This is a genomic window from Dyella marensis, assembly GCF_049532885.1.
Taxonomy (GTDB): Bacteria; Pseudomonadota; Gammaproteobacteria; order Xanthomonadales; family Rhodanobacteraceae; genus Dyella_D; species Dyella_D marensis.
Genome location: NZ_CP064029.1, coordinates 4,257,059 through 4,279,279 on the forward strand (window position 1 = coordinate 4,257,059; position 22,221 = coordinate 4,279,279).

Here is a 22,221-nt window from a genome sequence, read left to right on the forward strand (position 1 = left end):
TAGGGCAAATCCGAATTTGCATCGCACCCACTATGCAAACGACGCGCATCACTCCTCAGATGAGCGACGCGTGACGAAAACATTAGCGCCTTCGCGCCCCGCTCATACTCATGAACGGCACTCGATCGGAACGCCGCCGATTCACACACGAATCATCCGCCGGCTCCTATTCCTAGGAACCACCGCAACCGCCGCAGTCCGCTTGGACGCGGCATCCATCGTGGAGTATCAGGATATGAACGAAGACCGGATCAAGGGCCAATGGAAACAGCTCCAGGGGAAGCTCAAGGCGCGCTGGGGCAAATTGACCGACGACGATCTGAAAGTGGCCGAGGGCAGCTCGGAATACCTCGCCGGCAAGCTGCAGGAGCGTTATGGCATCGCCAAGGACGAAGCGATGAAGCAGCTGAAGGAATTCGATGAGAGCGGGAGGTAATCAGCGCCACCGCGCATCGGGATCGGCCGTCACCCACGGCAAGTACCATCATCCATAGGAGGGTACGCCATGCTGTACTACGCCATCGTCTTTCTAGTCATCGCACTGATCGCCGGCTTCCTGGGCTTCTTCGGCATCGCCGGCCTGGCCGCGAGCATCGCGAAAATCCTGTTCATCGTCTTCATCGTGCTGTTCATCATCTCGCTGATCGCTGGGCGCCGACGTCCACCTGTGTAACAGCCAGCCGCAGCATTGACGATAACGACGCCGGGGCCATTGGGCCCCGGCGTTTTATTGCAAGTTGCCCTAGTCGGCGAACCCTGAAAAACACCACTGATGGTTATATAAATCGGGCCGTTACCAGCGAGGTCCGCCGACCGGCTTCTGGTCTGGATGAATTCGACCGTATTGACCATGGCCTACGGGTGCAGGATGCGAGCCCGAACCACATCGCAAAGCAGGTACGCTTCGAAATCTCCCAAGCTGGTGATCTCAACTCCGAGACGATTTCCCATGACCACGAACTCGATGCCGAGTAGAGGGTTGCTCGCCGCGTCAAGAGGTTCGCCGGTGATCCACAGGGGTTCGACGTTGACGAAGTCATACTCGACGTTAGCGACTTGCACGCAGAGACCCTCTCGAGTTCGAGAGAATGCTGTCAAAGGTTCGTAGATCAACGAAGGAACGCCACCGAATTCTTCGATGAGGCGCTTTGCTCCTTGCATGCTGGCATGTGGAGAAAACCGCAGGGCAACGCCAACCTTGCCAATTACCTCATCTCGATATTCGACGCCAATATGTAACTCGGCGGTCGATTTCGACCATGAGCGCACAAGCGCACGAAACACGCGGCCCTTGGTGTCTGAAATCCAAATATCGTCACCGGGCAAAAAAGGATCGAAGGTGGCGGAGTGTATTAAAGAGCAATCGCCTCCTTTCTGTACCTGACAATTCCCAAAGGTAATGGGTGTCAATGCCGGCACCGTCCAGAACTGTTTGCGGAACTGTCTTACATCCAATGGTCAATCACCTTCTCAGGAAATTGCAGAGTTCAGACTTTCTATGCCGCGCAACCCATGAGTATTTCACAGTCACTGCGATTCTCGTGATCCAGGCCACCCCCAGGGACCGAAGCGCCAGCCATCGCGGACATGACCTCACAAAAAAAGGCGCTTGCCAAGAAACAGCAAGCGCCTTCTGAACAGATCCCATCTTTATTTCATTTCCACAACTGCAGCGCACCATGGCGCCGCACTTATTCCACCGTCACCGACTTCGCCAGATTCCGCGGCTGATCCACATCCGTACCCCGCAACACCGCCACGTGATACGCCAGCAACTGCATCGGCACCGTAAACACCGCCGGCGCAATAAAGTCGCCGCCGCCGTCGATGCGCAGAATGCTGCCGCGCGCCGCATTGCCATCCATGCTCGCCGCGCCATCCGCGAACACCAGCAGCTCGCCGCCACGCGCACGCACTTCCTGCAGGTTGGACTTGAGCTTGTCCAGCAGCGGGCCGTTCGGGGCCACTGCGATCACCGGCATGTCTTCGTCCACCAGCGCCAGCGGGCCGTGCTTGAGTTCACCGGCGGCGTAGGCTTCGGCGTGGATGTATGAGATTTCCTTGAGCTTCAAGGCGCCTTCCATCGCCACCGGATACTGCGCGCCGCGGCCGAGGAACAGGGCGTGCTGGCGGTGGATCAGGTGTTCGGCGAGGTCCACGATCTGCGGTTCCAGCTCCAGCGCCTTTTCGATGCGCTTGGGCAGGCTCTGCAGCTGGGCGGTGAGGTCGGCATAGCGCCCGTCGTCCAGGCCGCGCTGGCGCGCGAGCTGCAGCGTGAGCAGGCCGAGTGCGGCGAGCTGCGTGGTGAAGGCCTTGGTGGAAGCCACGCCGATTTCCGGGCCGGCGCGCGTCATCAGCTTGAGGTCCGCTTCGCGCACCACCGAGGATTCCGGCACGTTGCAGATCGCCAGCGTGCCGAGATAGCCGCGGCGGCGCGATTCGCGCATGGCGGCCAGGGTGTCGGCGGTTTCGCCGGACTGCGAAATGGCCACGAACAGCGTGCCTTCCGGCACCACCGCTTCGCGGTAGCGGTATTCGCTGGCGACTTCCACGTTAACCGGCAGGCGCGCGTAGTCCTCGATCCAGTACTTGGCGACGAGGCCGGCGTGGTAGCTGGTGCCGCAGGCGATGATGTGCAGGCCCTTGGCCTTGCTCAGCAGCTCGTCGCCGTTGACGCCGAAGATGTTGGGCAGCACGCCGTGCGGGCCGATGCGCGCTTCGAGCGTGTCGGCCACGGCGCGCGGCTGCTCGAAGATTTCCTTCTGCATGTAGTGGCGGTATTCGCCGCGCTCGACGGCGTCGGTGGACAGCTCGCTCTCGTGCACGGCGCGTTCCACCGGCTGGCCATGCTGGCCGTAGATGCGCACCTGGTCGCGGGTGATTTCCACCACGTCGTGCTCTTCCAGGTAGATCATCCGGTTGGTGACCTGGATCAGCGCCTGCGCGTCGGAACCGAGGAAGTTCTCGCCGATGCCCACGCCGACCAGCAGCGGCGCGCCGCGGCGGGCGCCGATGACGCGGCCGGGTTCCTTGTCGCTGATCACGGCGATGGCGTAGGCGCCTTCCAGTTCGTGCACCACCGACGACACCGCGTCGAGCAGCGACTTGCCGGACGCGAGGCGCTCGCTGATCAGTGCGGCCATCACTTCGGTGTCGGTCTCGGAGGTGAACGCGTGGCCGCGCGACTCGAGTTCGCTGCGCAGCGTGGCGTAGTTCTCGATGATGCCGTTATGCACCAGCGCCACGTGGCCGGCGACGTGCGGATGCGCGTTGACCTTGTTCGGCACGCCGTGGGTGGCCCAGCGCGTATGCGCGATGCCGGTGCCGCCGGGGAACGGGTCGGCCAGGTACTGCGCTTCCATCTCGCGCACCTTGCCCTTCTCGCGCACGCGGCGGATTTCATCCTGCTGCAGCACGGCCAGGCCGGCGGAGTCGTAGCCGCGGTATTCCAGCGCCTTCAGGCCGGCGATCAGCAGGGGGGCGACGTCGCGCTGGGCAGTGGCGGCAACGATTCCACACATGGGCAGAGTCCTCTTGAGGAGAAAGGGGGACCGGAAGCGGACTTCCGCAGGGCCGGGACTTTGTCGGCCACCCATTTCAGCAAACTTTCGCGGCGCATCCGACCATGCACGCGCCATTTCGTGCACTCGCGCGGCCGGCTGTTCATCGAACAGCCGGCTTTGTGGCGAGCAGCATCCGCCAAGCCTGTGTTGGCGCCTAGTGCACCTTACGGCGTAGGTAATTCAGCAGGTCGATGCGGGTGATCAGGCCCATGAACTGCTCGCCATCCAGCACGATGGCCACGTGGCCGCGCTCGAACACCGGCAGCAGCGCGGTGATCGGCTCGTGGATGTCGAGGATCTGCAGGTTGCTGATCATCGCGGTGGAGACCGGATCGCGGAAGCGGCTTTCGTCGGCGTGCACGTGCATCAGCACGTCCGATTCGTCGAGGATGCCGACCAGCTTGTTGCCGTCCATCACCGGCAGCTGCGACACGTCGTACAGCTTCATGCGCGTGTAGGCCGTCATCAGCAGCTCGCCGGGGCCGACCACCACGGTGTCGCGCTGGGTGAAAGGGCGCAGCAGCAGGTCGCGCAGGTCGCCGTGCTGTTCGCGGTCGATGAAGCCGTTGTCCAGCATCCAGTAGTCGTTGTACATCTTGGACAGGTACTTGTTGCCGGTGTCGCAGACCAGTGTCACCACGCGCTTCGGCGTCGTCTGCTCACGGCAGTATTTCAATGCCGCGGACAGCAGCGTGCCGGTGGACGAACCGCCGAGCACGCCTTCCTTCGCCAGCAGTTCGCGCGCGGCGAGGAAGCTTTCCTTATCGCTGATCGCGTAGGCCTTCTTCACCCGGCTGAAGTCGCTGATGCTGGGCAGGAAATCCTCGCCGATGCCTTCGACCATCCAGCTGCCGGACTTGGTCGAGAGAATGCCTTCGTTGATGTACTGCGCGAGGATGGAACCGACCGGATCGGCCAGCACGATTTCCGTATCCGGCGACACTTCGGCGAAATAGCGCGACAGGCCGCTCATGGTGCCGGAAGAACCGCAGCCGACCACGATGGCGTCCACGCGGCCGTCCATCTGCTCGTAGATTTCCGGGCCGGTGGTGGCGATGTGCGCGGCGGGGTTGTCGGGGTTGCCGAACTGGTTGATGAAGTAGGCGCCGGGCGTTTCGCGCGCGATGCGCTCGGCCATGTCCTGGTAGTACTCGGGGTGGCCCTTGGCCACGTCCGAACGGGTGAGCACCACTTCGGCGCCCATCGCCTTGAGGTTGAAGATCTTCTCGCGGCTCATCTTGTCGGGCACCACCAGCACCAGGCGATAGCCCTTCTGCTGCGCCACCAGCGCAAGGCCAAGGCCGGTGTTGCCGGCGGTGCCTTCGACCAGGGTGGCGCCCGGCTTGATCTTGCCGGCGCGCTCGGCGCCTTCGATCATCGACAGGCCGATGCGGTCCTTGATGGAGCCGCCGGGATTGGCGCTTTCGAGCTTGAGGAAGAGCTCACAGGGGCCGGCATCCAGTCGCTGCGCGCGCACCATCGGGGTGCGGCCGATCAGTTCGAGGACACTCTGGTGGACCGTCATGGAAGCTCCTGCGTTCGGTTCGCGGGCGGCCCGGATCGGACTGCCTCAGGCCGGCGATGATAACCGAGCCGCCCTGCGTTCCCCTGACCGCGCGCGCAAACGAAGCGGCCCCGGCAGCCGTTCCCTCGCAAGGGTGGCTCCGGGGCCGCGTGTCTTGAGTTTGAAACCGCAGGCTAGTTGACGATGCGGTGCTTGTGCGCTCGTTCATCCCACATGCGCTGCAACCGTTCCTTGGCGTGGAGCTTTTCTTTCTTCATGCCCGTAAGGGTCATGTCGTCGATGGGAAGAACGCCGATCTCGGCGTCGTGCACCTTGCTGTCGAGCTCCTTGTGGTGCTGGTACAGCCGACGGAATTCGGCGTCGGCTTTCATCAAGGCTTCGACATCGTCACGCTGCTGGTTTTCGAACATGATCCGACCTCCTCGCGAAGAACCGCGGGCACGGGATCGGTGCGCCCGCTAACGGTGGTAAACCATGCGCATGCCGATGGCCCGCGCCGGCTTGCCGGTACGCAGGTGATCGGGTGATCGAGGGATAGGCGCATGATTCAGGTCAGTGACCCATGGTGCATGAGTGCCCCATGGGTATTCGACCCTACTCCCGCATCCGGGGGCATGCAAGCGCGTTTCGGCGAAGCGCATCACAGTGCGATTCGCACGGAGAAAGGCCGCCGCGGCAGGCTTTTTTTCGCGTTAAACGATGCTTTCAACGATGCTTTCGATGGAAACGAAAACGCCCGGCGGAATGATCCGCCGGGCGCTTCGTTCGTGCATGACAACAGCGATATTTACTTGCCCGAATCGCCCTGCATCTGCGAGCGCATCGCCTTCGCCGCCTGGGTGGCCAGGTCGGCCTGGCGCTTGGCGGCGTTGGCCACCTTGGCCTGGGCCGCGGCGAGCTTCTTGGCCTGGTCGGCCTGGGCCTGGGCCTGCACGGCCTGGGCCTGGGCGGCGGCGCCTTCCTGCTGCAGGCGGGCGGCTTCTTCCTGGGCCATCTGGTACTGCATGCGCTGGCGGTCGAGTTCGCGGCGGGCGGCCTCGACCTCGCGGCGGGTGCCGTCGAGCTGGATCTGGTCGTGCTCGCGGTCGAGCTGGTTGACCTTGATCTGGGCTTCCTGCAGCTGGGCGGTGGCCTTGGCCAGGTCGACGCGGCGCTCGGCCACGTACAGCGCATGGGCGCGGTCGCGCGAGCGGGCCTGGGCCAGCCGGCCGATGGCGTCGCGGGCACGGGCCTGCTCGGCCTGGGCGTAGCCGCTCAGGGCGGGGTCGCGGGCGAGCTGGTCGAGGCTGCCGTTGAGGCGGGCCACGTCCATGTCGTCCTTGGCGTGGGCCGAGCCCACGGCCGCGGCGGCGAGGACGAGCGCCGACAAGGTGATGCGCAGGGGCTTCATGGGTGGCCTCCCTGGTCGTTGGTCTGCGGTTGCGGCTGCGGCTGCGGCAGGGTCTGGAAGCCGCCGTCCTGCGGCAGCGGCTGCAGCACGGACGAGGACGGGGCCGGCATGTCCTGCGTCTGTTCCTGCGCCGGCAGGCCCTGCTGCTGTTCCTGGAACTGGCGCTGTTGCTGCTGGGCCGCCTGCTGGGCGGCTTCTTCCTGCGCGTTCAGGTTCTGCTCGATCTGCTCGCGCAGCTCGCGGTTGCCCTGGGTCTTGCGCTGGATCTGGGCGCGGGCGGCGCCCAGCCGTGCCTTGGCGCGGGCGAGTTCGGCGTCGGCCTGGGCTTCTTCGGCCAGGGCCGCGGCGTCCTCGTACTTGCGGCTGGCCATGGCGGCCTGGGCCTGCTGGAACTTGTTTTGCGCGAAATCCAGGTCGACCGGGGCGTAATCGGCCGCACCGGCGTCGCGGGCGTACTGCAATTGCATCTGCGCCTGGTTCATGGAGCCGTCGGGCGGCGGCACGCTGGCGCAGCCGCCGAGCGAGCCCAGCACCACGGCCAGGATCAGGCTGGAAAACACCGTGCGGACGCCATTCTGGCGGCTATCCGGCGCGGAAAAGATGTGGACCATCACTCATTCCTCTAAGAGTGTCGCAGCGTATTGTGGGCGGGCATAATCGTTGTTTGCAACGCGTGAGCGTCATTTCAGGGGACACGAGTGGACATTGGTTACTTCCTCAAGCTCATGGTGGACAAGGGCGCGTCGGACATGTTCCTGACGACCGGCGCCCCCGTGAACATCAAGGTGGAGGGCAAGCTGTACCCGCTGGGCAATACCGGACTCCCCGGCGGCATGGTGAAGAAGATCGCCTATTCGCTCATGGACGAGGGCCAGGTGCCCCAGTTCGAGCGCGACCTCGAGCTCAACATGGCGCTGGCGGTGAAGGAAGCCGGCCGTTTCCGCATCAACGTGTTCAAGCAGCGCGGCGAAGTGGGCATGGTGATCCGCGCGATCAAGAGCGAGATCCCGAGCATCGACCAGCTGCAGCTCCCGGGTATTTTCCGCGACCTGATCCTGGAGCCGCGCGGCCTGATCCTGGTGGTCGGCGCCACCGGCTCGGGCAAGTCCACCACCCTGGCGGCGATGCTCGACCATCGCAACCAGAACACCTCCGGGCACATCCTCACCATCGAGGACCCGATCGAATACCTGCACCGCCACAAGAAGTCGATCGTGAACCAGCGCGAAGTCGGCCTGGACACGCACAGCTATCACGAGGCGCTGAAGAACGCGATGCGCGAGGCGCCGGACGTGATCATGATCGGCGAGATCCGCGACACCGACACCATGGAAGCGGCCATCTCGTTCTCCGAAACCGGCCACCTCTGCCTGGCCACCCTGCACTCCAACAACGCCGACCAGACGCTGGAGCGCATCCTCAACTTCTTCCCGGAATCGGCGCACAAGAACGTGCTGATGAACCTCGCCCTGAACCTGCGCGCGGTGATCAGCCAGCGCCTGGTGATCGGCAAGGACGGCCGCCGCCTGCCGGCCACCGAAGTGCTGCTCAACACCCCGTTCATCCGCGACATGATCCGCCGCGGCCAGATCCACGAGGTGAAGGAAGCGATGGACCGCAGCCTGCAGGAAGGCATGCAGACCTTCGACCAGTCGCTGTACCGCCTGTACAAGGAAGGCCGCATCGAGCTGGACGAGGCGCTGGCCAAGGCCGACTCGCGCGACGGCCTGGCGCTGAAGATCCGCCTGTCCGAAGGCGGCGGCTCCGAGAGCGCGGAGCTGGTGGGCAACGACCCCTACGGGCTCGGCTTCTAAGCCCTTCCGCGGAACACCGCCATCACCCCGGCGCACGCCGGGGTGATGCGTTTCAGGGTTCGGATCAATCGACCGCCGGCGCGTCCGGCTGAGCTTCCGGCGCGGCACGCTGGAACGCCTCCAGCGCCTGGCAGGCCTCCACGATGCGCCGGATGGTCGGGAACGCCTCCATCGGCAGCTTCCAGCGCACCGCGTTGTAGTGCTGCGGCACCAGGCAGGCGTCGGCCAGGCCGGGCTGGTCGCCGTGGCAGAAGCGCCCGGTCGCCGGGCTGTCCGCCAGCATCGCTTCCAGCGCGCGGAAACCCTCGCCGATCCAATGCCGCGACCAGCTGCCGCGCATCGATTCCTCCACATGCATCTCGCTGCCCAGGTACTGCAGCACGCGCAGATTGCCCAGCGGGTGCACGTCGCAGGCCAGCAATTGCGCCAGCGAGCGCACGCGGGCGCGGCCGGCGGCATCGGCGGGCAGCAGCGGCGGCGCGGGATGCGTTTCGTCGAGGTATTCCATGATCGCCATGGATTGGGTCAGCACCTGCGCGCCGTCCACCAGGCAGGGCACCAGTTCCTGCGGGTTGAGCGCGCGGTAGGCCTGCTGGTGCTGCTCGCCGCCGTCGCGCACCAGGTGCACGGGGCGGTTGTCGTAGGCCAGCCCCTTCAGGTTCAGCGCGATGCGCACGCGGTAGGCGGCGCTGGAGCGCCAATAGCCGTACAGCACCCGGTCCGAGCTCATGGATTGGCGTCCTTCCGCTGTCTCAAGGCGGGCCAGGATAACCGCACCGCGGTTTGCATCGTCACCGGACGGGCGGGACAATACGGGGTTCGCGCTCGCCAGGGCGCCCTCTTTCCCACCTTCCAACCAGGAGTTGCGCCGTGTCGTCCTTCCTCCGCATGAGCGATCTTGATCTGCGCGGCAAGCGCGTGCTGATCCGCGAAGACCTGAACGTGCCGATCGAGGACGGGCGGATCACCTCCACCCAGCGCCTGGACGCCTCCCTGCCCACCATCAAGGCCGCCCGCGACGCTGGCGCCCGCGTCATGGTGATGTCGCACCTGGGCCGCCCGAAGGAAGGCCAGTTCGACGCCGAGTCCTCGCTGGCGCCGGTGGCCAAGTGGCTGGGCGACAAGCTGGGCACGCCGGTGCGCCTGGTGTCCGACTACCTCGGCGGCGTCGACGTCGCCGACGGCGAGGTAGTGGTGCTGGAGAACTGCCGCATGAACGTCGGCGAGGGCAAGGACGACGAAGCCCTGTCGAAGAAGTACGCAGCGCTGTGCGACATCTTCGTGATGGACGCGTTCGGCACCGCGCACCGCGCGCAGGCTTCCACCCATGGCGTGATCAAGTACGCCCCCGTCGCCGCCGCCGGCCCGCTGCTGTCGGCCGAGCTGGACGCGCTGGGCAAGGCGCTGGAGCACCCGGCGCAGCCGCTGCTGGCGATCGTGGCCGGCTCCAAGGTCTCCACCAAGCTCACCCTGCTGGAGAACCTGATCGGCAAGGTCGACCAGCTGATCGTCGGCGGCGGCATCGCCAACACCTTTATCGCCGCCGCCGGCTACGGCGTCGGCAACTCGCTGTACGAAGCGGACCTGCTCGACGCCGCCAAGAAGGTGATCGCCGACGCCAAGCGCCGCGGCGCCGAGGTGCCGATGCCGGTGGACGTGGTGGTGGCGCCGGAGTTCTCCGCGCATGCGCCGGCCACCGTCAAGCCGGTGGACCAGGTGAAGGACGGCGAGATGATCCTCGACATCGGCCCGCAGACCGCCAAGAACTACGCCGCGCTGATCGCCAAGGCCGGCACGGTGGTGTGGAACGGCCCGGTCGGCGTGTTCGAGTTCGACGCCTTCGGCAAGGGCACCGAAACGCTGGCGCGCGCAGTTGCCGCGTCCGACGCGTTCTCCATCGCCGGCGGCGGCGACACGCTGGCCGCGGTCGAAAAGTACGACATCGAAAAAGATGTCTCGTACATCTCGACCGGCGGCGGCGCGTTCCTGGAGTTCCTGGAAGGCAAGGAACTGCCGGCCGTGGCCGCGCTCAAGGCGCGCGCAGCCAAGTGAGTTCGCCGCGCATGCTTTGCCTGTTCGACCTGGACGGCACCCTGATCGATTCGGAACTGGGCATCGTCAGCTGCGTGCGGCACGCCTTCGAGCAGCTGGGCGTGCCGGCGCCGGCGGAACTGCGCCACTGGATCGGCCCGCCGCTGCGGCACAGCTTCGCGCCGCTGCTGGACCACGACCCGGCCCTGGTGGAAGCGGCGGTGGAGCATTACCACCAGCGCTTCCATGCCATCGGCTGGCGCGAGCACACCGTGTATCCGGGCATCGAGGCGATGATCCAGCGGCTGCGCGATGCCGGCCACGAGCTGGCCATCGTCACCAGCAAGCCGGAGCGGCATGCGGCGCCGATCGTGCAGGCGTTTCCGTTTGCCGACGCGTTCGTCCGCCTGTACGGACCCGATCCGAACAGTGCGCACAGCGAGAAGGCCTCGATGATTGCCGCGGCGCTGGCGGATTTCGGTGCGGACCCCGCGCAGACCGTGATGATCGGCGACCGCCATTTCGATATCGACGGCGCGGTGGCCAACCGCGTACGCGGCATCGGCGTGCTGTGGGGCTTCGGCAGCCAGGAAGAACTGGAACAGGCCGGCGCGCACGTACTGGTGAACGAGCCGTCGCAGCTGGGCGACCTGCTGGCGGCGTGACGCTGCCGCGGCGGACATAAAAAACGCCGCGGCATGCGGCGTTTTTTTTATCGCTCACCGGGAAGGCCGCGGCCTTCCCGGTGCATCGATGGCTCAGCGGATCGTGCGCTTCACCGCGTCCACCACGTGCGACACGGTGAACCCGAAGTGCTCGAACAGCTGGCCCGCCGGCGCGGACGCGCCGAAGGTGGTCATGCCCACCACTTCGCCGTCCAGGCCCACGTACTTGCGCCAGAAGTCGGCGGTCGCCGCTTCCACCGCCACGCGCGCACGGCACCAGCCCGGCAGCACGCCTTCGCGGTATTCCAGCGGCTGCTCGTCGAACAGCTCGGTGCAGGGCATCGACACCACGCGCACCGCGATGTCCTGCTGCGCCAGCGTGCGCGCCGCTTCCATCGCCAGCTCAACTTCCGAGCCAGTGGCGATCAGGATCGCCTTGAACTTCGTGTCCTGCGGGTCGGACAGCACGTAGCCGCCGCGCGCGATCTCGGCCACCTGCTGCGCGCTGCGCTGCTGGTGCTTGAGGTTCTGGCGCGAGAACACCAGGCACGACGGCGCGCCCTTGCGCTCGATCGCCAGCTTCCACGACACCGCCGATTCCACCGCGTCGCAGGGACGCCACAGCTGGTTGTTCGGGATGTAGCGCAGGCTGGCCAGGTGCTCCACCGGCTGGTGGGTCGGGCCGTCTTCGCCCAGGCCGATCGAGTCGTGGGTGTAGACGTGGATGGCGTGCGCCGGGATCAGCGCGCTCATGCGCACGGCGTTGCGCGCGTAGTCGGAGAACACCAGGAAGGTGGCGTCGTAGGGAATGAAGCCGCCATGCAGGGCCAGGCCGTTGGCGATGGCGGTCATGCCGAACTCGCGCACGCCGTAGTACACGTAGTTGCCCTTGCCGTCGGCGCTGTTGCCGTTGCCGGCATCCAGGCTGCCCTTCCACTTGGTGAGGTTGGAGCCGGCCAGGTCCGCGGAGCCGCCGATCAGTTCCGGCAGCAGCGGGCCGAACGCATCGAGCGCCATCTGCGACGCCTTGCGGCTGGCCACTTCCGGACCTTCCGCCTGCAGCTTGGCGACATAGGCGGCGGACTTCTCCGCCCAGTCGGCCGGCAGCTCGCCGGCGAGGCGGCGCTTGAACTCGGCGGCCAGTTCCGGATGCGCGGCGGCGTAGGCGTCGAACGCGGCGTTCCACACCTTCTCGCGCTCAGCGCCGGCGGCCTTGTGGTCCCAGCCGGCGTAGATGTCGGCGGGGATCTCGAACGGCGCGTAGTGCCAGCCGAGCTGCTCGCGCGCGGCGGCGATTTCGTCCTTGCCCAGCGGCGCGCCGTGGCTTTCTTCCTTGCCCTGCTTGTGCGGGGCGCCGAAGCCGATGATGGTCTTGGCGCAGATCAGGGTGGGCTTGTCGGACTGCGCCACGGCCTGCTCGATCGCGCGCTTGATGTCGTCGGCGTTGTGGCCGTCGATGTGGCGGATCACGTTCCAGCCGTAGGCCTCGAAGCGCTTGGGCGTGTCGTCGGTGAACCAGCCGTGCACTTCGCCGTCGATGGAAATGCCGTTGTCGTCGTACACCGCCACCAGCTTGCCCAGGCCCCAGGTGCCGGCGAGCGAGGCCACTTCATGCGAGATGCCTTCCATCAGGCAGCCGTCGCCGAGGAAGACGAAGGTGCGGTGATCGACGATCTCGTGGCCCGGACGGTTGAAGTGCGCAGCCAGCACCTTCTCGGCCAGCGCGAAGCCCACCGCATTGGCCAGGCCCTGGCCCAGCGGGCCGGTGGTGGTTTCCACGCCCGGGGTTTCGCTGGCTTCCGGATGGCCGGCGGTCTTCGAATGCAGCTGGCGGAAGCGCTTGAGCTCGGCCATCGGCAGGTCGTAGCCGGTGAGGTGCAGCAGGGCGTACTGCAGCATCGAACCGTGGCCGTTGGACAGCACGAAGCGGTCGCGGTTGAACCACTTCGGGTTGGCCGGGTTATGGCGCAGGAAGTCGTTCCACAAGACCTCGGCCAGGTCGGCCATGCCCATGGGCATGCCCGGGTGGCCGGACTTGGCGGCCTCCACGGCGTCCATGGCGAGGGCGCGGACGGCGTTGGCGAGTTCGCGGCGGGTGGTCATCGGGGGGTCTCCGGAGGGAAGGCGGCGGCGAAAAACGGTGATTGTCGCCGATCCATGCAGGGCTGTCGCCCGCTTCACCCCGTTCCAACGGTCTTAACTCGGCCTTAATTTATGCGGTCGCAATACGGAAACCCTTCAGTCCCGGCCCGCTCTAATCCGGGGCATGGCTGGCAAGGCCATGTGCGGTCGCAGGCGTCCCCCTTCCCCCTGTCGGCGATCGCTCCCTAAGAAAGGAAGAAGAGGAGTATTCCCATGAAAAAGTCCCTACTTGCCCTCGCTTTCACCAGCGCCAGCATCATCGGCGTCCCTGTCCTGGCTCAGGACAGCACCAGCACCACCTCGGCCGCCCCGGCGGGCGGCAACTACCTGCCCAGCCAGCCGGTCGGCAGCGGCAACTGGTTCATCGGCGCCAACGTCGGCCGCACCAATGGCGGCGATAACGGCGGCTTCGGCAGCGGCAACGGCAGCGGCTTCAATTTCTTCAAGGGCGAAAAAGGCCGCCGCACCGGTTACGGCGTGCTCGGCGGCTACCGCTGGAAGGCCGGCCAGGACTTAGGCCTGGGCCTCGAGGCCGGCTACGCGGACCTCGGCAACTACCGGGTGAAGAACGTCTTCAATTCGCAGGACGTCAACCAGCGCAGCACCACCAACGCCCTGCGCGGCTGGCTGCTGGGCGTGAACGGCCGCATCAACCTGCTGCCGCAGTGGTACATCAGCGCCCACGGCGGCTATTTCCGCGCCAATGACAACGGCAACAACTACAACAACAGCATCGGCCAGGACCTGGGCCTGACCAGCGGCGGCCGTCCGGGCCGCGGCAGCTGGTACGGCGGCGTCGGCACCGGCTGGGACATCACCGAGCAGGTCAGCCTGGGCGTGAACTACGACTACTTCCACGCTAACGCCGGCAAGATCAAGAATACGGCCACCGGCGAGGTCACCCAGGGCCTGAAACGCTCCACCGGCATCGTGTCGCTGAGCGGCGAATACCGCTTCTGATATCTGGGATCACCGCAAGCCGGGTTGAAAACGGGCGCCTCTGGCGCCCGTTTTCTTTTGTCATCAATAAGTTAAATGTGCCCGAACTCAGCCATAAATCTTAACTTTGCCTTAATACTGAACTCATCGGTATTGAATCTTTTTGGGGCGATTCCCATCTAAGCCTTGTGAAGCCGAGACCCCTCGGCCACGCGGTGCCCGGCCCTTCCCCCAACGGCCGCCACCGTTCTTCCATAACAGGAGACTCTCCATGAAGAAGACGCTGCTCGCCCTCGCTTTCGCCACCGCCGGCCTGATGGCCGTTCCCGCCTTCGCGCAGAACGCGCCGTCCGACAACGGCGGCTGGTTCATCAACGGCAATGTGGGCCGCACTTCGATCAACAAGGGCCCGTACGACGACCACGACACCGGCTACGCCCTCAACGGCGGCTACCGCTGGTCGCTGGCCCCTAACTTCGCGCTGGGCGCCGAGGTCGGCTACAACGACCTGGGCAACATCCACCCGAAGAACCTGTTCAACAGCAACCCGGTAGTGGACAAGGGCAAGACCCAGCTGCATGGCTGGACCGCCGGTGTGAACGGCCGCTTCAACATCGACCAGAACTGGTATGTCGGCGCGCGCGCCGGCGTGTACAGCTGGAAGGGCCACGGCCTGAGCAATGACGTGAACCCGGTCCGCAAGAGCCTGGACGACACCAGCTGGTACGCCGGCGCGGGCTTTGGCTACAACTTCAGCAACAACATGAGCGTCGGCCTGAACTACGACTACTTCGACGCCAAGAAGAACAAGGTGGACCTGAGCACCGACATGGTGTCGGTGAGCGCGGAATACCGCTTCTGAGTAAGGCAAGTCGCACGTCTTCGGACTGGCGAGCGTAACAGCGGGAGGGCGCCGGAAGGCGCCCTCTTCGCTTGTCGGAACCATGAAAAAAGGCGCCCTCGGGCGCCTTTTTTCTTTATCGCATTGGACCGGAAACTCAGCCGTTCCACTGGCCCAGCGCGGCCAGGCCGTTGTCCCTGGCGCGGGCAAGCACGGTCTTCTGCGCTTCGCCGTAGTTGGCCTTCATGTCCTTGGCCCACAGCTTGAGCGCGGCCTGCTGCATGGCGCGGCCGTAGGAGAACGACAGCGGCCACGGATGCGGCCCCATGCGGTTCATGGCGTTGAGGTGCGCGGTGGACTGCTCGTCGGTCTGGCCGCCGGACAGGAACACGATGCCCGGCAGCGTCGCCGGCACGGTGGTCTTCAGCACGCGCACGGTGGCGTCGGCGACTTCCTCGACCTCGGCCTGCTCTTCCGCGTCCTTGCCCGGAATGACCATGCTGACCTTCAGGATGGTGCCTTCCAGCAGCACGTTCTGCTCGTACAGCGCGTTGAACAGGCTGCGCAGCACGGCTTCGTGCACTTCGTAGCTGACTTCGATGCTGTGGTCGCCGTCCATGATCACTTCCGGCTCGACCATCGGCACCAGGCCCGCCTCCTGGCACAGCGCGGCGTAGCGCGCCAGCGCGTGGCAGTTGGCTTCGATCGCGGTGGAGCTGGGGTTGTCCTCGGTGATGTTGATCACCGCGCGCCACTTGCAGAACTGCGCGCCGAGCCTGGCGTATTCCTGCAGGCGCTCGCGCAGGCCGTCCAGGCCCTCGGTCACCACGTCGCCCGGGAAGCCGGCCAGCGGCACCGGACCCTTGTCCACCTTGATGCCGGGGATGATGCCGTTCTTCTTCATCACCTCGGTGAAGGGCACGCCGTCCTTGGTGGACTGGCGCAGGGTTTCGTCATAGAGGATGGCGCCGGAGATGTGCTCGCTCAGGCCCGGAGTGGTGAGCAGCAGCTCGCGGTAGGCGCGGCGGTTCTCTTCGTTGTTCTCGATGCCGACCGCTTCGAAACGCTTCTTGATGGTGTTGGTCGACTCGTCGATGGCGATGATGCCCTTGCCGGGCGCGACCATCGCCAGGGCGATGCTTTCAAGATCTTCGATGCTCATGACGACTCCGTGGAACGCGGGGACGGCCCTTGGCCGCGTTGGTAATGGAGACCATCCCGTCGCCGGGCGGCCAAGCCTAAAGGGCGCGAGTATAGCCGGATCGGCGCACGGGAACGCCCCGCCTCCGGTGGAGACGGGGCGTTTGGGGGCTTCGCAGCGCGGCGAAAACCGCTTTTAGGCCTGGTCGTAGCCGGGCAGTCGGCAGGCGTCGGTGACTTTCTTGGCCGCGGCCTTGTCCTCGGGCAGGTTGAAGCCCACCACGTAGTAGGTCGACACAGGTTCCTTCTTGCTGCCGTTGTTGAGCGACGGGCCGTATTCGAAACGCTTGACCACGCTGAGCGCGGCCGAACCGAGATCGCTCTTGGGTTCCACCTTCTTGATCGCCGCGTCCTGCGGCTTGCCGTCGGTGCCGATCTCATAGGTCACGGCCACGCAGCCGGGCTTGTCCAGGTTCTGCCCGCTGTTGGGCACGTCGGCCTGCACCGAACCGAAATTCAGCAGGATCCAATACGTGGGAAGCTGCTCGGGGCCGACCCTGCGCGCCTGCGACTGGGCCAGCGCCGGCATGGCGGCGGCCAGTGCCAGCGCCGTCGCGGCAGCCAGCGACAGGGAACGAAGCATCGTGTTCATGGAGCCGACTCCTTGGGGACGTGGGTGTAGCTGGCAGTGTAGCCCTGGCGCCGCGCGGCGGTGCAGCCGCGCCCTGCGTCAGAGATCCTGCAGGCTCTCCACCACGCCGTCGGCGCCGACCGACAGCAGCTTCAGCGTATTGGTGCCGCCGCCACGGCCGATATGGTCGCCATGGGTCATCACCACGCGGTCGCCTTCGGACAGCTTGCCCTGGCTGAAGAGCAGGCGCACCGCTTCGCGCGCCGAGGCCGCGGTGGTCTGCGAGCTGGCGTGGGTGAATTCCACCGGCTGCACGTCGCGCAGCATCAGCATGCGGCGGCGCGCGTCGGCGAACGGCGACAGCGCATAGATCGGCACCGCGCTGCGATAGCGCGACAGCCACTGCGCCGTGGCGCCGGATTCGGTCAGCGCCACCAGCGCGCGCACGCCGACCTGGCTGGCCAGCAGCATCGCGGCCAGCGCGATGGCCTGGTCGGTGCGGTCCAGGCGATGGCCGGCGGTGGCGAGATCTTCCTTCGGCTCGAACTGGCGCTCGGCGCCCAGGCAGATGCGGCGCAGCGCGGCCACGGCTTTATCCGGATGCGCACCGGCGGCAGATTCTTCCGAGAGCATCACCGCGTCGGTGCCGTCGATCACCGCATTGGCCACGTCCAGCACTTCGGCGCGGGTCGGAATGGGCGAGCGCACCATCGACTGCAGCATCTGCGTGGCGGTGATCACCGCGCGATTGCGCTGCACGGATTCGCGGATGATCTTCTTCTGCAGGCCCGGCAGCTCGGCATCGCCGATCTCCACGCCCAGGTCGCCGCGCGCCACCATCACCACGTCGGACGCGTCGATGATTTCGCCCAGCACGGGAATGGCATCCGCGCGCTCGATCTTGGCCACCAGCGAGGCCTTGCCACCGGCTTCTTCCAGCAGGCGGCGCGCCAGTTCCATGTCGGCGGCGGAACGCACGAAGGACACGGCGAGAAAGTCCGCGCCGATTTCGGCAGCGAGCTTGATGTCCGCCTTGTCCTTGTCCGACAGCGCGGACACCGACAGGCCGCCGCCCTGGCGATTCAGACCCTTGCGGTCGGACAGGCGCCCGGCCACCAGCACGCGGCAGCGCACTTCGGCGCCGACCACGCTTTCCACCGTCAAAGCCACCAGGCCGTCGTCGAGCAGCAGCACGTCGCCGGCGCTCACGTCCCTGGGCAGGTCGTGGTAGCTGACGCCCACGCGGCTGTTGTCGCCGGCCGGCGCGCCGGGGCTGCAATCGAGCACGAACTCGTCGCCCACCTTCAGCTCGATCGGGCCGTTGGCGAATTTCTCGATGCGGATCTTCGGGCCCTGCAGGTCGGCCAGCACGCCGACTTCGCGGCCCAGCTTCTCGGCCGCCACGCGGACCGCATTGGCGCGGGCGCGATGGTCGTCGGGCTGTCCGTGGGACAGGTTGAGGCGGACGACGTTGACGCCCTCCGCGAGGATTTTCTCGAGCATCCCGGGCACATCGGTGGCGGGGCCGAGGGTGGCGACGATCTTGGTGCGGCGCAGCGGAGTTTCGTTGGTCATCGTTCGAGGCTAGCAGAACTGCCTCGTTGCGCCAGAGGGTCGATGGGCCAGTTTCGGAGGGCTGCAGGGCGCCCTGCACGAAGCACCCTTGGCGTGGTCTACCACTGTCTAAAGTGGTATCACGAGCCGGAGACCACATGAGTCCTCAGCCATACAACTGGTATGCCATATGGACGTCCAGATGGCCTCCGGGTGGAATGCGCCGAAGCGTACCGCGAACCTGTTGGCGAGGACGCCCGAACGATCCATCCGGGCACCCTTTGCAAGCCCTCAAACCGCCGCAACGCGATGCGGAAATCGATTCCGCATCGCAACAAAAAAGACCGGTCAGCGCGCCAGCGCGCGGTTCAACACCTCGGCCAGCCGCACGCCGGCCACACGCAGCTGGCGCTCCGCCAGCGGCAGCTCGGCGGCCACGTAGGCGTCGTCGATCTTGTGCCCGTCGGGATAGATATCGCGGCTGGCCGCGCAGGATTGCTCGGCCCACTGCGCATAGACGTTGTCCTGCGGCGCGATCGCCGCCGGCATGGCCTCCGCCGGGCGCGCGTCCAGTTCCTGCGCATACGCCTGCCAGTCCTTGCCGTGGGTGCCGAGCAGGCCGGAGTCCCACACGCTGTGCAGGTTGGTGCCCTTGCCCTGGAACTGCACCTGGTAGGCATTGCCGCCCTTGTCGTCGCGGTTGCCGGCATGCAGCGGCTGGTGCACGTCGCCGACGAAATGCACCACGAACTTCAGCGCTTCCAGGCGCGCCGCATCCGGCTGCGAGCGGTCGGCCAGCACCGCCACGTAGCGATCGAGGCCGCCGACCACGCACTGCCCGTTCGCGCAATCGCGCGGCGGCACATAGACGCAGTCGTCCGCGTGGAAGTTGATGTAGTGCAGCTTGCTGGTGGCCTTGGCCAGGTCGGCGCGCGCGTCGTCGCCGCGCAGTTCGTCGGCCCAGCTGGCGATATCGGCCAGCGACCTGGTGTTTTCCGGCGCCAGCAGGCGCTCGACTTCGGCCTCGGCGGCCGGACTCAGGCGCCTCTGCGCCAGCTCGGCCACGATGGCGTGGCCCTGGCGGCCCCAGGCGTGGACGGTGGGTGCAACCGCGAGCGCGGCCAGGAGGCCGGCGAGGAAACGTCGGGAAGTGATCATTTAATTCAACTTGATTTGAAGAAGGACATCGAAACGGCCGGCGCCGCAACGCCGGCCAGGGAAGTGTTCGCCAGCGCAGCGAGCCTCAGCCCGTGGCGGCCTTGTGCAGCAGCGTGCCCGCGGCATCGCGCACGCTCACGTCGACGGCGATGCCCTGCCGCACGCTCTCGGTCACCGTGCAGAAGTCCTCGAACTGCGCGAGCGCGCGGTCGACGTGGGCCAGGTCCGCCTCGGCCTGGCCCAGGTCCAGGTCCACCGCGATGCGCGCCACGCGCCAGCGCCCATGCTCGTTGCGCGCCAGCGTGGCGCGGGCCTTGGCGGCGAGCTGGCCCGGCTCGTTCTTGTACTTGCGCAGGGCGAACAGCAGGCTGGCGGCCAGGCAGTTGGCCACCGACACGGCCAGCATGCGGGTGGGATTGGGGCCGGCGCCCTGGCCCAGCGGCGGCAGCTCGTCGGTGAGCAGGTCCGGTGCGGAGGTGTCGTCGAAACGCACGCGGAATTCGTAGCCGGACATCTGTTCCAGGCTGATCTCGATGGTCTGCTGTTCGTCGCTCATGGCCTGGCCCCCGGGTGCTTCGACATCTTGGATAAGGCTCGCGAGCCTACCCCACATGCACGCCCTATGAACCGTGCCGGATGAGATGGCCCCGCTTTCCAGCTAACATTAGGGTTCTTTGGCGGCCGGGTCCGGCCGCCGCCGCCCCGCCATCATCTCCGGAGGACGCTGTCCCATGGCCATCAAGGTCGCCATCAACGGTTACGGTCGCATCGGCCGCAATGTACTGCGCGCGCTGTACGAGTCCGGTCGCACCGAGGAGTTCCAGATCGTCGCGATCAACGACCTCGGCGACGCCGAGACCAACGCCCACCTGACCCAGTACGACACGGCGCACGGCCGTTTCCCGGGCACCGTGTCGGTGGACGGCGGCGACCTGATCGTCAACGGCGACCGCATCAAGGTCTGCGCCGAGCGCGACCCGTCCAAGCTGCCGTGGGGCGACCTGGATGTCGACGTGGTGCTGGAATGCACCGGCCTGTTCACCTCCAAGGCCAAGGCTGGCGCGCACATCGCCGCCGGCGCCAAGAAGGTGATCATCTCCGCCCCGGGCGAGAAGGACGTGGACGGCACCTTCGTGTTCGGCGTCAACGACGACACGCTCACCGCCGCGCACCAGGTCATCTCCAACGCCTCGTGCACCACCAACTGCCTGGCGCCGCTGGCCAAGGTGCTGCACGAGAAGATCGGCATCGTGCACGGCCTGATGACCACCATCCACGCCTACACCAACGACCAGGTCCTGACCGACGTCTATCACAAGGACCTGCGCCGCGCCCGCTCGGCCACCATGAGCCAGATCCCGACCAAGACCGGCGCCGCCGCCGCAGTGGGCCTGGTGCTGCCGGAACTCAACGGCAAGCTGGACGGCTTCGCCATGCGCGTGCCGACCATCAACGTGTCGGTGGTCGACCTGACCTTCGTGGCCAAGCGCGCGACCAGCCACGAAGAGATCGACGCCATCGTCAACGAAGCCGCCAACGGCAAGCTCAAGGGCATCCTGGCGGTGAACAACAAGCCGCTGGTGTCGGTGGACTTCAACCACAACCCGGCCTCGTCCACCTACGACTCCACCCAGACCCGCGTGATGGAAGGCACCCTGGTCAAGGTGCTGAGCTGGTACGACAACGAGTGGGGTTTCTCCAACCGCATGCTCGACATGACCAAGGCGCTGATGGCCGCGAAGTAAGCGCCAGTGCCCTGTTGAACGGAAAAAGCCGGGCCTTGCCCGGCTTTTTCTTTGCGTCGACTTGCCGCACGGCTGCCGCCAAGGCGGCGATTTATCATGCCAGGCATGGAACGCCACGCCTCCATCGACGAACGCAGCCTCGCCACCCTGATCGACCGCTTCTACGACAAGGTGCGCGCCGACCCGGCGCTGGGCCCGGTCTTCAACGCCGCCGTGCATGACTGGGACGATCACAAGCGCATCCTGGTGTCGTTCTGGTCGTCGGTCACCTTAGGCACGCAGACCTATCGCGGCTCGCCGATGTCGGTGCATCGCCAGCAAGCCGGCATCCGCGGCGAGCATTTCGAGCGCTGGCTGGAACTGTGGCGGGAGACGGTGCGCGAGCTGTTCGAGGATGTCCCCGCCGCGCGGATCATCGGCAATGCCGAACGCATCGGCAGCAGCCTGCGCATGGGGCTGGGACTGCAGGAACGCCGAGGGGCCAAGCCGCTCGGCATTCCCATCGTCAATCAATAAACGATCGGCGTAGGTTGGGGTGAGCCTGCGGCTCACCCCAACCTACGGGTTGCGTACGTCAGAGCACCTTCAACGCCGCCTCATAATCCGGCTCGTGCGCAATCTCGCTCACCAGCTCGGCATGCAGCACCTTGTCGTTCTGGTCCAGCACCACCACCGCGCGCGCGGCCAGGCCGGCCAGCGGGCCCGAAGCCAGCGCCACGCCGTAGTCGCGCAGGAATTCCGCGCCGCGCAGGGTGGACAGCGTCACCACGTTATCCAGGCCTTCCGCACCGCAGAAGCGCGCCTGCGCGAACGGCAGGTCGGCCGAGATGCACAGCACCACCGCGTCCTGCAGCGTGGCGGCCTGCTCGTTGAAGCGGCGCACCGAGGTGGCGCAAGTCGGCGTGTCGATGCTGGGAAAAATATTCAGTACCTTGCGCTTGCCGGCGAACGAGGACAGCGCCACGTTCGACAGATCCTTGGCGACCAGCGTAAATACCGGCGCCTTGTCGCCAGTCTTAAGAAAGCGGCCATCGACCTGGACCGGATTGCCTTTGAGCGTAACCGTGGACATATGAATCTCCT

23 protein-coding genes are annotated in these 22,221 nt (G+C 66.1%); 9 read left to right on the forward strand and 14 right to left on the reverse strand.

Going from position 1 to position 22,221, the window contains the following annotated elements:
- Window positions 1–235: 235 nt before the first annotated feature.
- Both ISN75_RS18510 and ISN75_RS18515 read left to right on the forward strand, forming a co-directional pair.
- The gene (locus ISN75_RS18510) at window positions 236–436 is read left to right on the forward strand and encodes a CsbD family protein (RefSeq protein WP_343817466.1); all 201 of its coding nucleotides are present in this window, start codon (window positions 236–238) and stop codon (window positions 434–436) included.
- Window positions 437–505: 69 nt separating this feature from the next.
- A complete protein-coding gene (locus ISN75_RS18515) occupies window positions 506–673 on the forward strand; it encodes a DUF1328 domain-containing protein (protein WP_167257083.1) in 168 nt (55 codons plus the stop codon).
- A gap of 182 nt (window positions 674–855) precedes the next feature.
- Here ISN75_RS18515 and ISN75_RS18520 read toward each other — a convergent pair whose 3' ends face one another.
- From ISN75_RS18520 to ISN75_RS18545, 6 genes are all read right to left on the reverse strand, one after another.
- The gene (locus tag ISN75_RS18520) at window positions 856–1,455 is read right to left on the reverse strand and encodes a hypothetical protein (RefSeq protein ID WP_343817468.1); all 600 of its coding nucleotides are present in this window, start codon (window positions 1,453–1,455) and stop codon (window positions 856–858) included.
- Between the two features lie 236 nt (window positions 1,456–1,691).
- Entirely contained in the window at window positions 1,692–3,521 is a 1,830-nt protein-coding gene (gene glmS / locus ISN75_RS18525; protein WP_167257085.1) for a glutamine--fructose-6-phosphate transaminase (isomerizing), read from the reverse strand.
- 196 nt (window positions 3,522–3,717) lie between these two features.
- Complete coding sequence (locus ISN75_RS18530; protein ID WP_167257086.1) at window positions 3,718–5,088, reverse strand: pyridoxal-phosphate dependent enzyme; 1,371 nt, start codon at window positions 5,086–5,088, stop codon at window positions 3,718–3,720.
- A gap of 173 nt (window positions 5,089–5,261) precedes the next feature.
- Window positions 5,262–5,498 carry a YdcH family protein gene (locus ISN75_RS18535; protein ID WP_167257087.1) on the reverse strand — a complete coding sequence of 79 codons (237 nt, stop codon included), beginning with the start codon at window positions 5,496–5,498 and terminating at the stop codon, window positions 5,262–5,264.
- 377 nt (window positions 5,499–5,875) lie between these two features.
- On the reverse strand, window positions 5,876–6,478 hold the full coding sequence (locus ISN75_RS18540; protein ID WP_168647772.1) for a hypothetical protein: 603 nt from the start codon (window positions 6,476–6,478) through the stop codon (window positions 5,876–5,878).
- Window positions 6,475–7,089 (reverse strand): DUF4398 domain-containing protein, encoded by a 615-nt coding sequence (locus ISN75_RS18545; RefSeq protein ID WP_167257089.1) that lies wholly within the window; start codon window positions 7,087–7,089, stop codon window positions 6,475–6,477. The genes ISN75_RS18540 and ISN75_RS18545 overlap by 4 nt, the downstream gene beginning before the upstream one ends.
- Before the next feature lie 87 nt (window positions 7,090–7,176).
- Between ISN75_RS18545 and ISN75_RS18550 the strand changes: the two genes are divergently transcribed.
- Complete coding sequence (locus ISN75_RS18550; protein ID WP_167257090.1) at window positions 7,177–8,292, forward strand: PilT/PilU family type 4a pilus ATPase; 1,116 nt, start codon at window positions 7,177–7,179, stop codon at window positions 8,290–8,292.
- A gap of 64 nt (window positions 8,293–8,356) precedes the next feature.
- Here the strand turns inward: ISN75_RS18550 and maiA are convergent, their stop codons facing one another.
- Window positions 8,357–9,022 carry a maleylacetoacetate isomerase gene (maiA, locus tag ISN75_RS18555; protein ID WP_168647770.1) on the reverse strand — a complete coding sequence of 222 codons (666 nt, stop codon included), beginning with the start codon at window positions 9,020–9,022 and terminating at the stop codon, window positions 8,357–8,359.
- 158 nt (window positions 9,023–9,180) lie between these two features.
- Here maiA and ISN75_RS18560 point away from each other — a divergent pair, with 158 nt between their 5' ends.
- Together ISN75_RS18560 and ISN75_RS18565 are read left to right on the forward strand one after the other, a co-directional pair.
- Window positions 9,181–10,344 (forward strand): phosphoglycerate kinase, encoded by a 1,164-nt coding sequence (locus ISN75_RS18560; protein ID WP_167257216.1) that lies wholly within the window; start codon window positions 9,181–9,183, stop codon window positions 10,342–10,344.
- Between the two features lie 11 nt (window positions 10,345–10,355).
- Window positions 10,356–10,988 carry an HAD hydrolase-like protein gene (locus ISN75_RS18565; protein ID WP_343818249.1) on the forward strand — a complete coding sequence of 211 codons (633 nt, stop codon included), beginning with the start codon at window positions 10,356–10,358 and terminating at the stop codon, window positions 10,986–10,988.
- Window positions 10,989–11,081: 93 nt separating this feature from the next.
- On the opposite strand, the gene tkt is transcribed toward ISN75_RS18565, so the two are convergent.
- On the reverse strand, window positions 11,082–13,091 hold the full coding sequence (gene tkt, locus ISN75_RS18570) for a transketolase (RefSeq protein WP_167257092.1): 2,010 nt from the start codon (window positions 13,089–13,091) through the stop codon (window positions 11,082–11,084).
- 252 nt (window positions 13,092–13,343) lie between these two features.
- Between tkt and ISN75_RS18575 the strand changes: the two genes are divergently transcribed.
- Both ISN75_RS18575 and ISN75_RS18580 read left to right on the forward strand, forming a co-directional pair.
- Window positions 13,344–14,090 carry an outer membrane protein gene (locus ISN75_RS18575; protein ID WP_168647767.1) on the forward strand — a complete coding sequence of 249 codons (747 nt, stop codon included), beginning with the start codon at window positions 13,344–13,346 and terminating at the stop codon, window positions 14,088–14,090.
- Between the two features lie 250 nt (window positions 14,091–14,340).
- Window positions 14,341–14,931 (forward strand): porin family protein, encoded by a 591-nt coding sequence (locus ISN75_RS18580; protein ID WP_167257094.1) that lies wholly within the window; start codon window positions 14,341–14,343, stop codon window positions 14,929–14,931.
- A gap of 136 nt (window positions 14,932–15,067) precedes the next feature.
- Here the strand turns inward: ISN75_RS18580 and ISN75_RS18585 are convergent, their stop codons facing one another.
- The 5 genes from ISN75_RS18585 to ISN75_RS18605 all read right to left on the reverse strand — a co-directional run bounded on the left by ISN75_RS18585 (window position 15,068) and on the right by ISN75_RS18605 (window position 19,949).
- Window positions 15,068–16,072 carry a class I fructose-bisphosphate aldolase gene (locus ISN75_RS18585; protein ID WP_167257095.1) on the reverse strand — a complete coding sequence of 335 codons (1,005 nt, stop codon included), beginning with the start codon at window positions 16,070–16,072 and terminating at the stop codon, window positions 15,068–15,070.
- Window positions 16,073–16,246: 174 nt separating this feature from the next.
- Complete coding sequence (locus tag ISN75_RS18590) at window positions 16,247–16,702, reverse strand: energy transducer TonB (RefSeq protein ID WP_167257096.1); 456 nt, start codon at window positions 16,700–16,702, stop codon at window positions 16,247–16,249.
- A gap of 78 nt (window positions 16,703–16,780) precedes the next feature.
- Window positions 16,781–18,256: a pyruvate kinase gene (gene pyk, locus ISN75_RS18595; RefSeq protein WP_343817475.1), complete on the reverse strand. Its 1,476-nt coding sequence runs from the start codon at window positions 18,254–18,256 to the stop codon at window positions 16,781–16,783.
- 327 nt (window positions 18,257–18,583) lie between these two features.
- Entirely contained in the window at window positions 18,584–19,393 is an 810-nt protein-coding gene (locus tag ISN75_RS18600; protein ID WP_343817477.1) for a S1/P1 nuclease, read from the reverse strand.
- An 85-nt stretch (window positions 19,394–19,478) separates the two neighbouring features.
- Window positions 19,479–19,949: an OsmC family protein gene (locus tag ISN75_RS18605; protein ID WP_168647765.1), complete on the reverse strand. Its 471-nt coding sequence runs from the start codon at window positions 19,947–19,949 to the stop codon at window positions 19,479–19,481.
- Window positions 19,950–20,124: 175 nt separating this feature from the next.
- Here ISN75_RS18605 and gap point away from each other — a divergent pair, with 175 nt between their 5' ends.
- Window positions 20,125–21,138 carry a type I glyceraldehyde-3-phosphate dehydrogenase gene (gene gap / locus ISN75_RS18610; RefSeq protein ID WP_343817479.1) on the forward strand — a complete coding sequence of 338 codons (1,014 nt, stop codon included), beginning with the start codon at window positions 20,125–20,127 and terminating at the stop codon, window positions 21,136–21,138.
- A gap of 96 nt (window positions 21,139–21,234) precedes the next feature.
- The gene (locus ISN75_RS18615; RefSeq protein ID WP_343817481.1) at window positions 21,235–21,654 is read left to right on the forward strand and encodes a group III truncated hemoglobin; all 420 of its coding nucleotides are present in this window, start codon (window positions 21,235–21,237) and stop codon (window positions 21,652–21,654) included.
- A 58-nt stretch (window positions 21,655–21,712) separates the two neighbouring features.
- On the opposite strand, the gene tpx is transcribed toward ISN75_RS18615, so the two are convergent.
- On the reverse strand, window positions 21,713–22,210 hold the full coding sequence (tpx, locus tag ISN75_RS18620; protein ID WP_343817483.1) for a thiol peroxidase: 498 nt from the start codon (window positions 22,208–22,210) through the stop codon (window positions 21,713–21,715).
- Window positions 22,211–22,221: the final 11 nt, after the last annotated feature.

Bases quoted from the DNA above. Each gene is read 5' to 3' on its own strand.
- ISN75_RS18510 (WP_343817466.1), top strand. From the start codon at position 236: ATGAACGAAGACCGGATCAAGGGCCAATGGAAACAGCTCCAGGGGAAG.
- ISN75_RS18515 (WP_167257083.1), top strand. From the start codon at position 506: ATGCTGTACTACGCCATCGTCTTTCTAGTCATCGCACTGATCGCCGGC.
- glmS (WP_167257085.1), bottom strand. From the start codon at position 3,521: ATGTGTGGAATCGTTGCCGCCACTGCCCAGCGCGACGTCGCCCCCCTG.
- ISN75_RS18530 (WP_167257086.1), bottom strand. From the start codon at position 5,088: ATGACGGTCCACCAGAGTGTCCTCGAACTGATCGGCCGCACCCCGATG.
- ISN75_RS18535 (WP_167257087.1), bottom strand. From the start codon at position 5,498: ATGTTCGAAAACCAGCAGCGTGACGATGTCGAAGCCTTGATGAAAGCC.
- ISN75_RS18540 (WP_168647772.1), bottom strand. From the start codon at position 6,478: ATGAAGCCCCTGCGCATCACCTTGTCGGCGCTCGTCCTCGCCGCCGCG.
- ISN75_RS18545 (WP_167257089.1), bottom strand. From the start codon at position 7,089: ATGGTCCACATCTTTTCCGCGCCGGATAGCCGCCAGAATGGCGTCCGC.
- maiA (WP_168647770.1), bottom strand. From the start codon at position 9,022: ATGAGCTCGGACCGGGTGCTGTACGGCTATTGGCGCTCCAGCGCCGCC.
- ISN75_RS18560 (WP_167257216.1), top strand. From the start codon at position 9,181: ATGAGCGATCTTGATCTGCGCGGCAAGCGCGTGCTGATCCGCGAAGAC.
- ISN75_RS18565 (WP_343818249.1), top strand. From the start codon at position 10,356: ATGCTTTGCCTGTTCGACCTGGACGGCACCCTGATCGATTCGGAACTG.
- tkt (WP_167257092.1), bottom strand. From the start codon at position 13,091: ATGACCACCCGCCGCGAACTCGCCAACGCCGTCCGCGCCCTCGCCATG.
- ISN75_RS18575 (WP_168647767.1), top strand. From the start codon at position 13,344: ATGAAAAAGTCCCTACTTGCCCTCGCTTTCACCAGCGCCAGCATCATC.
- ISN75_RS18580 (WP_167257094.1), top strand. From the start codon at position 14,341: ATGAAGAAGACGCTGCTCGCCCTCGCTTTCGCCACCGCCGGCCTGATG.
- ISN75_RS18585 (WP_167257095.1), bottom strand. From the start codon at position 16,072: ATGAGCATCGAAGATCTTGAAAGCATCGCCCTGGCGATGGTCGCGCCC.
- ISN75_RS18590 (WP_167257096.1), bottom strand. From the start codon at position 16,702: ATGAACACGATGCTTCGTTCCCTGTCGCTGGCTGCCGCGACGGCGCTG.
- pyk (WP_343817475.1), bottom strand. From the start codon at position 18,256: ATGACCAACGAAACTCCGCTGCGCCGCACCAAGATCGTCGCCACCCTC.
- ISN75_RS18600 (WP_343817477.1), bottom strand. From the start codon at position 19,393: ATGATCACTTCCCGACGTTTCCTCGCCGGCCTCCTGGCCGCGCTCGCG.
- ISN75_RS18605 (WP_168647765.1), bottom strand. From the start codon at position 19,949: ATGAGCGACGAACAGCAGACCATCGAGATCAGCCTGGAACAGATGTCC.
- gap (WP_343817479.1), top strand. From the start codon at position 20,125: ATGGCCATCAAGGTCGCCATCAACGGTTACGGTCGCATCGGCCGCAAT.
- ISN75_RS18615 (WP_343817481.1), top strand. From the start codon at position 21,235: ATGCCAGGCATGGAACGCCACGCCTCCATCGACGAACGCAGCCTCGCC.
- tpx (WP_343817483.1), bottom strand. From the start codon at position 22,210: ATGTCCACGGTTACGCTCAAAGGCAATCCGGTCCAGGTCGATGGCCGC.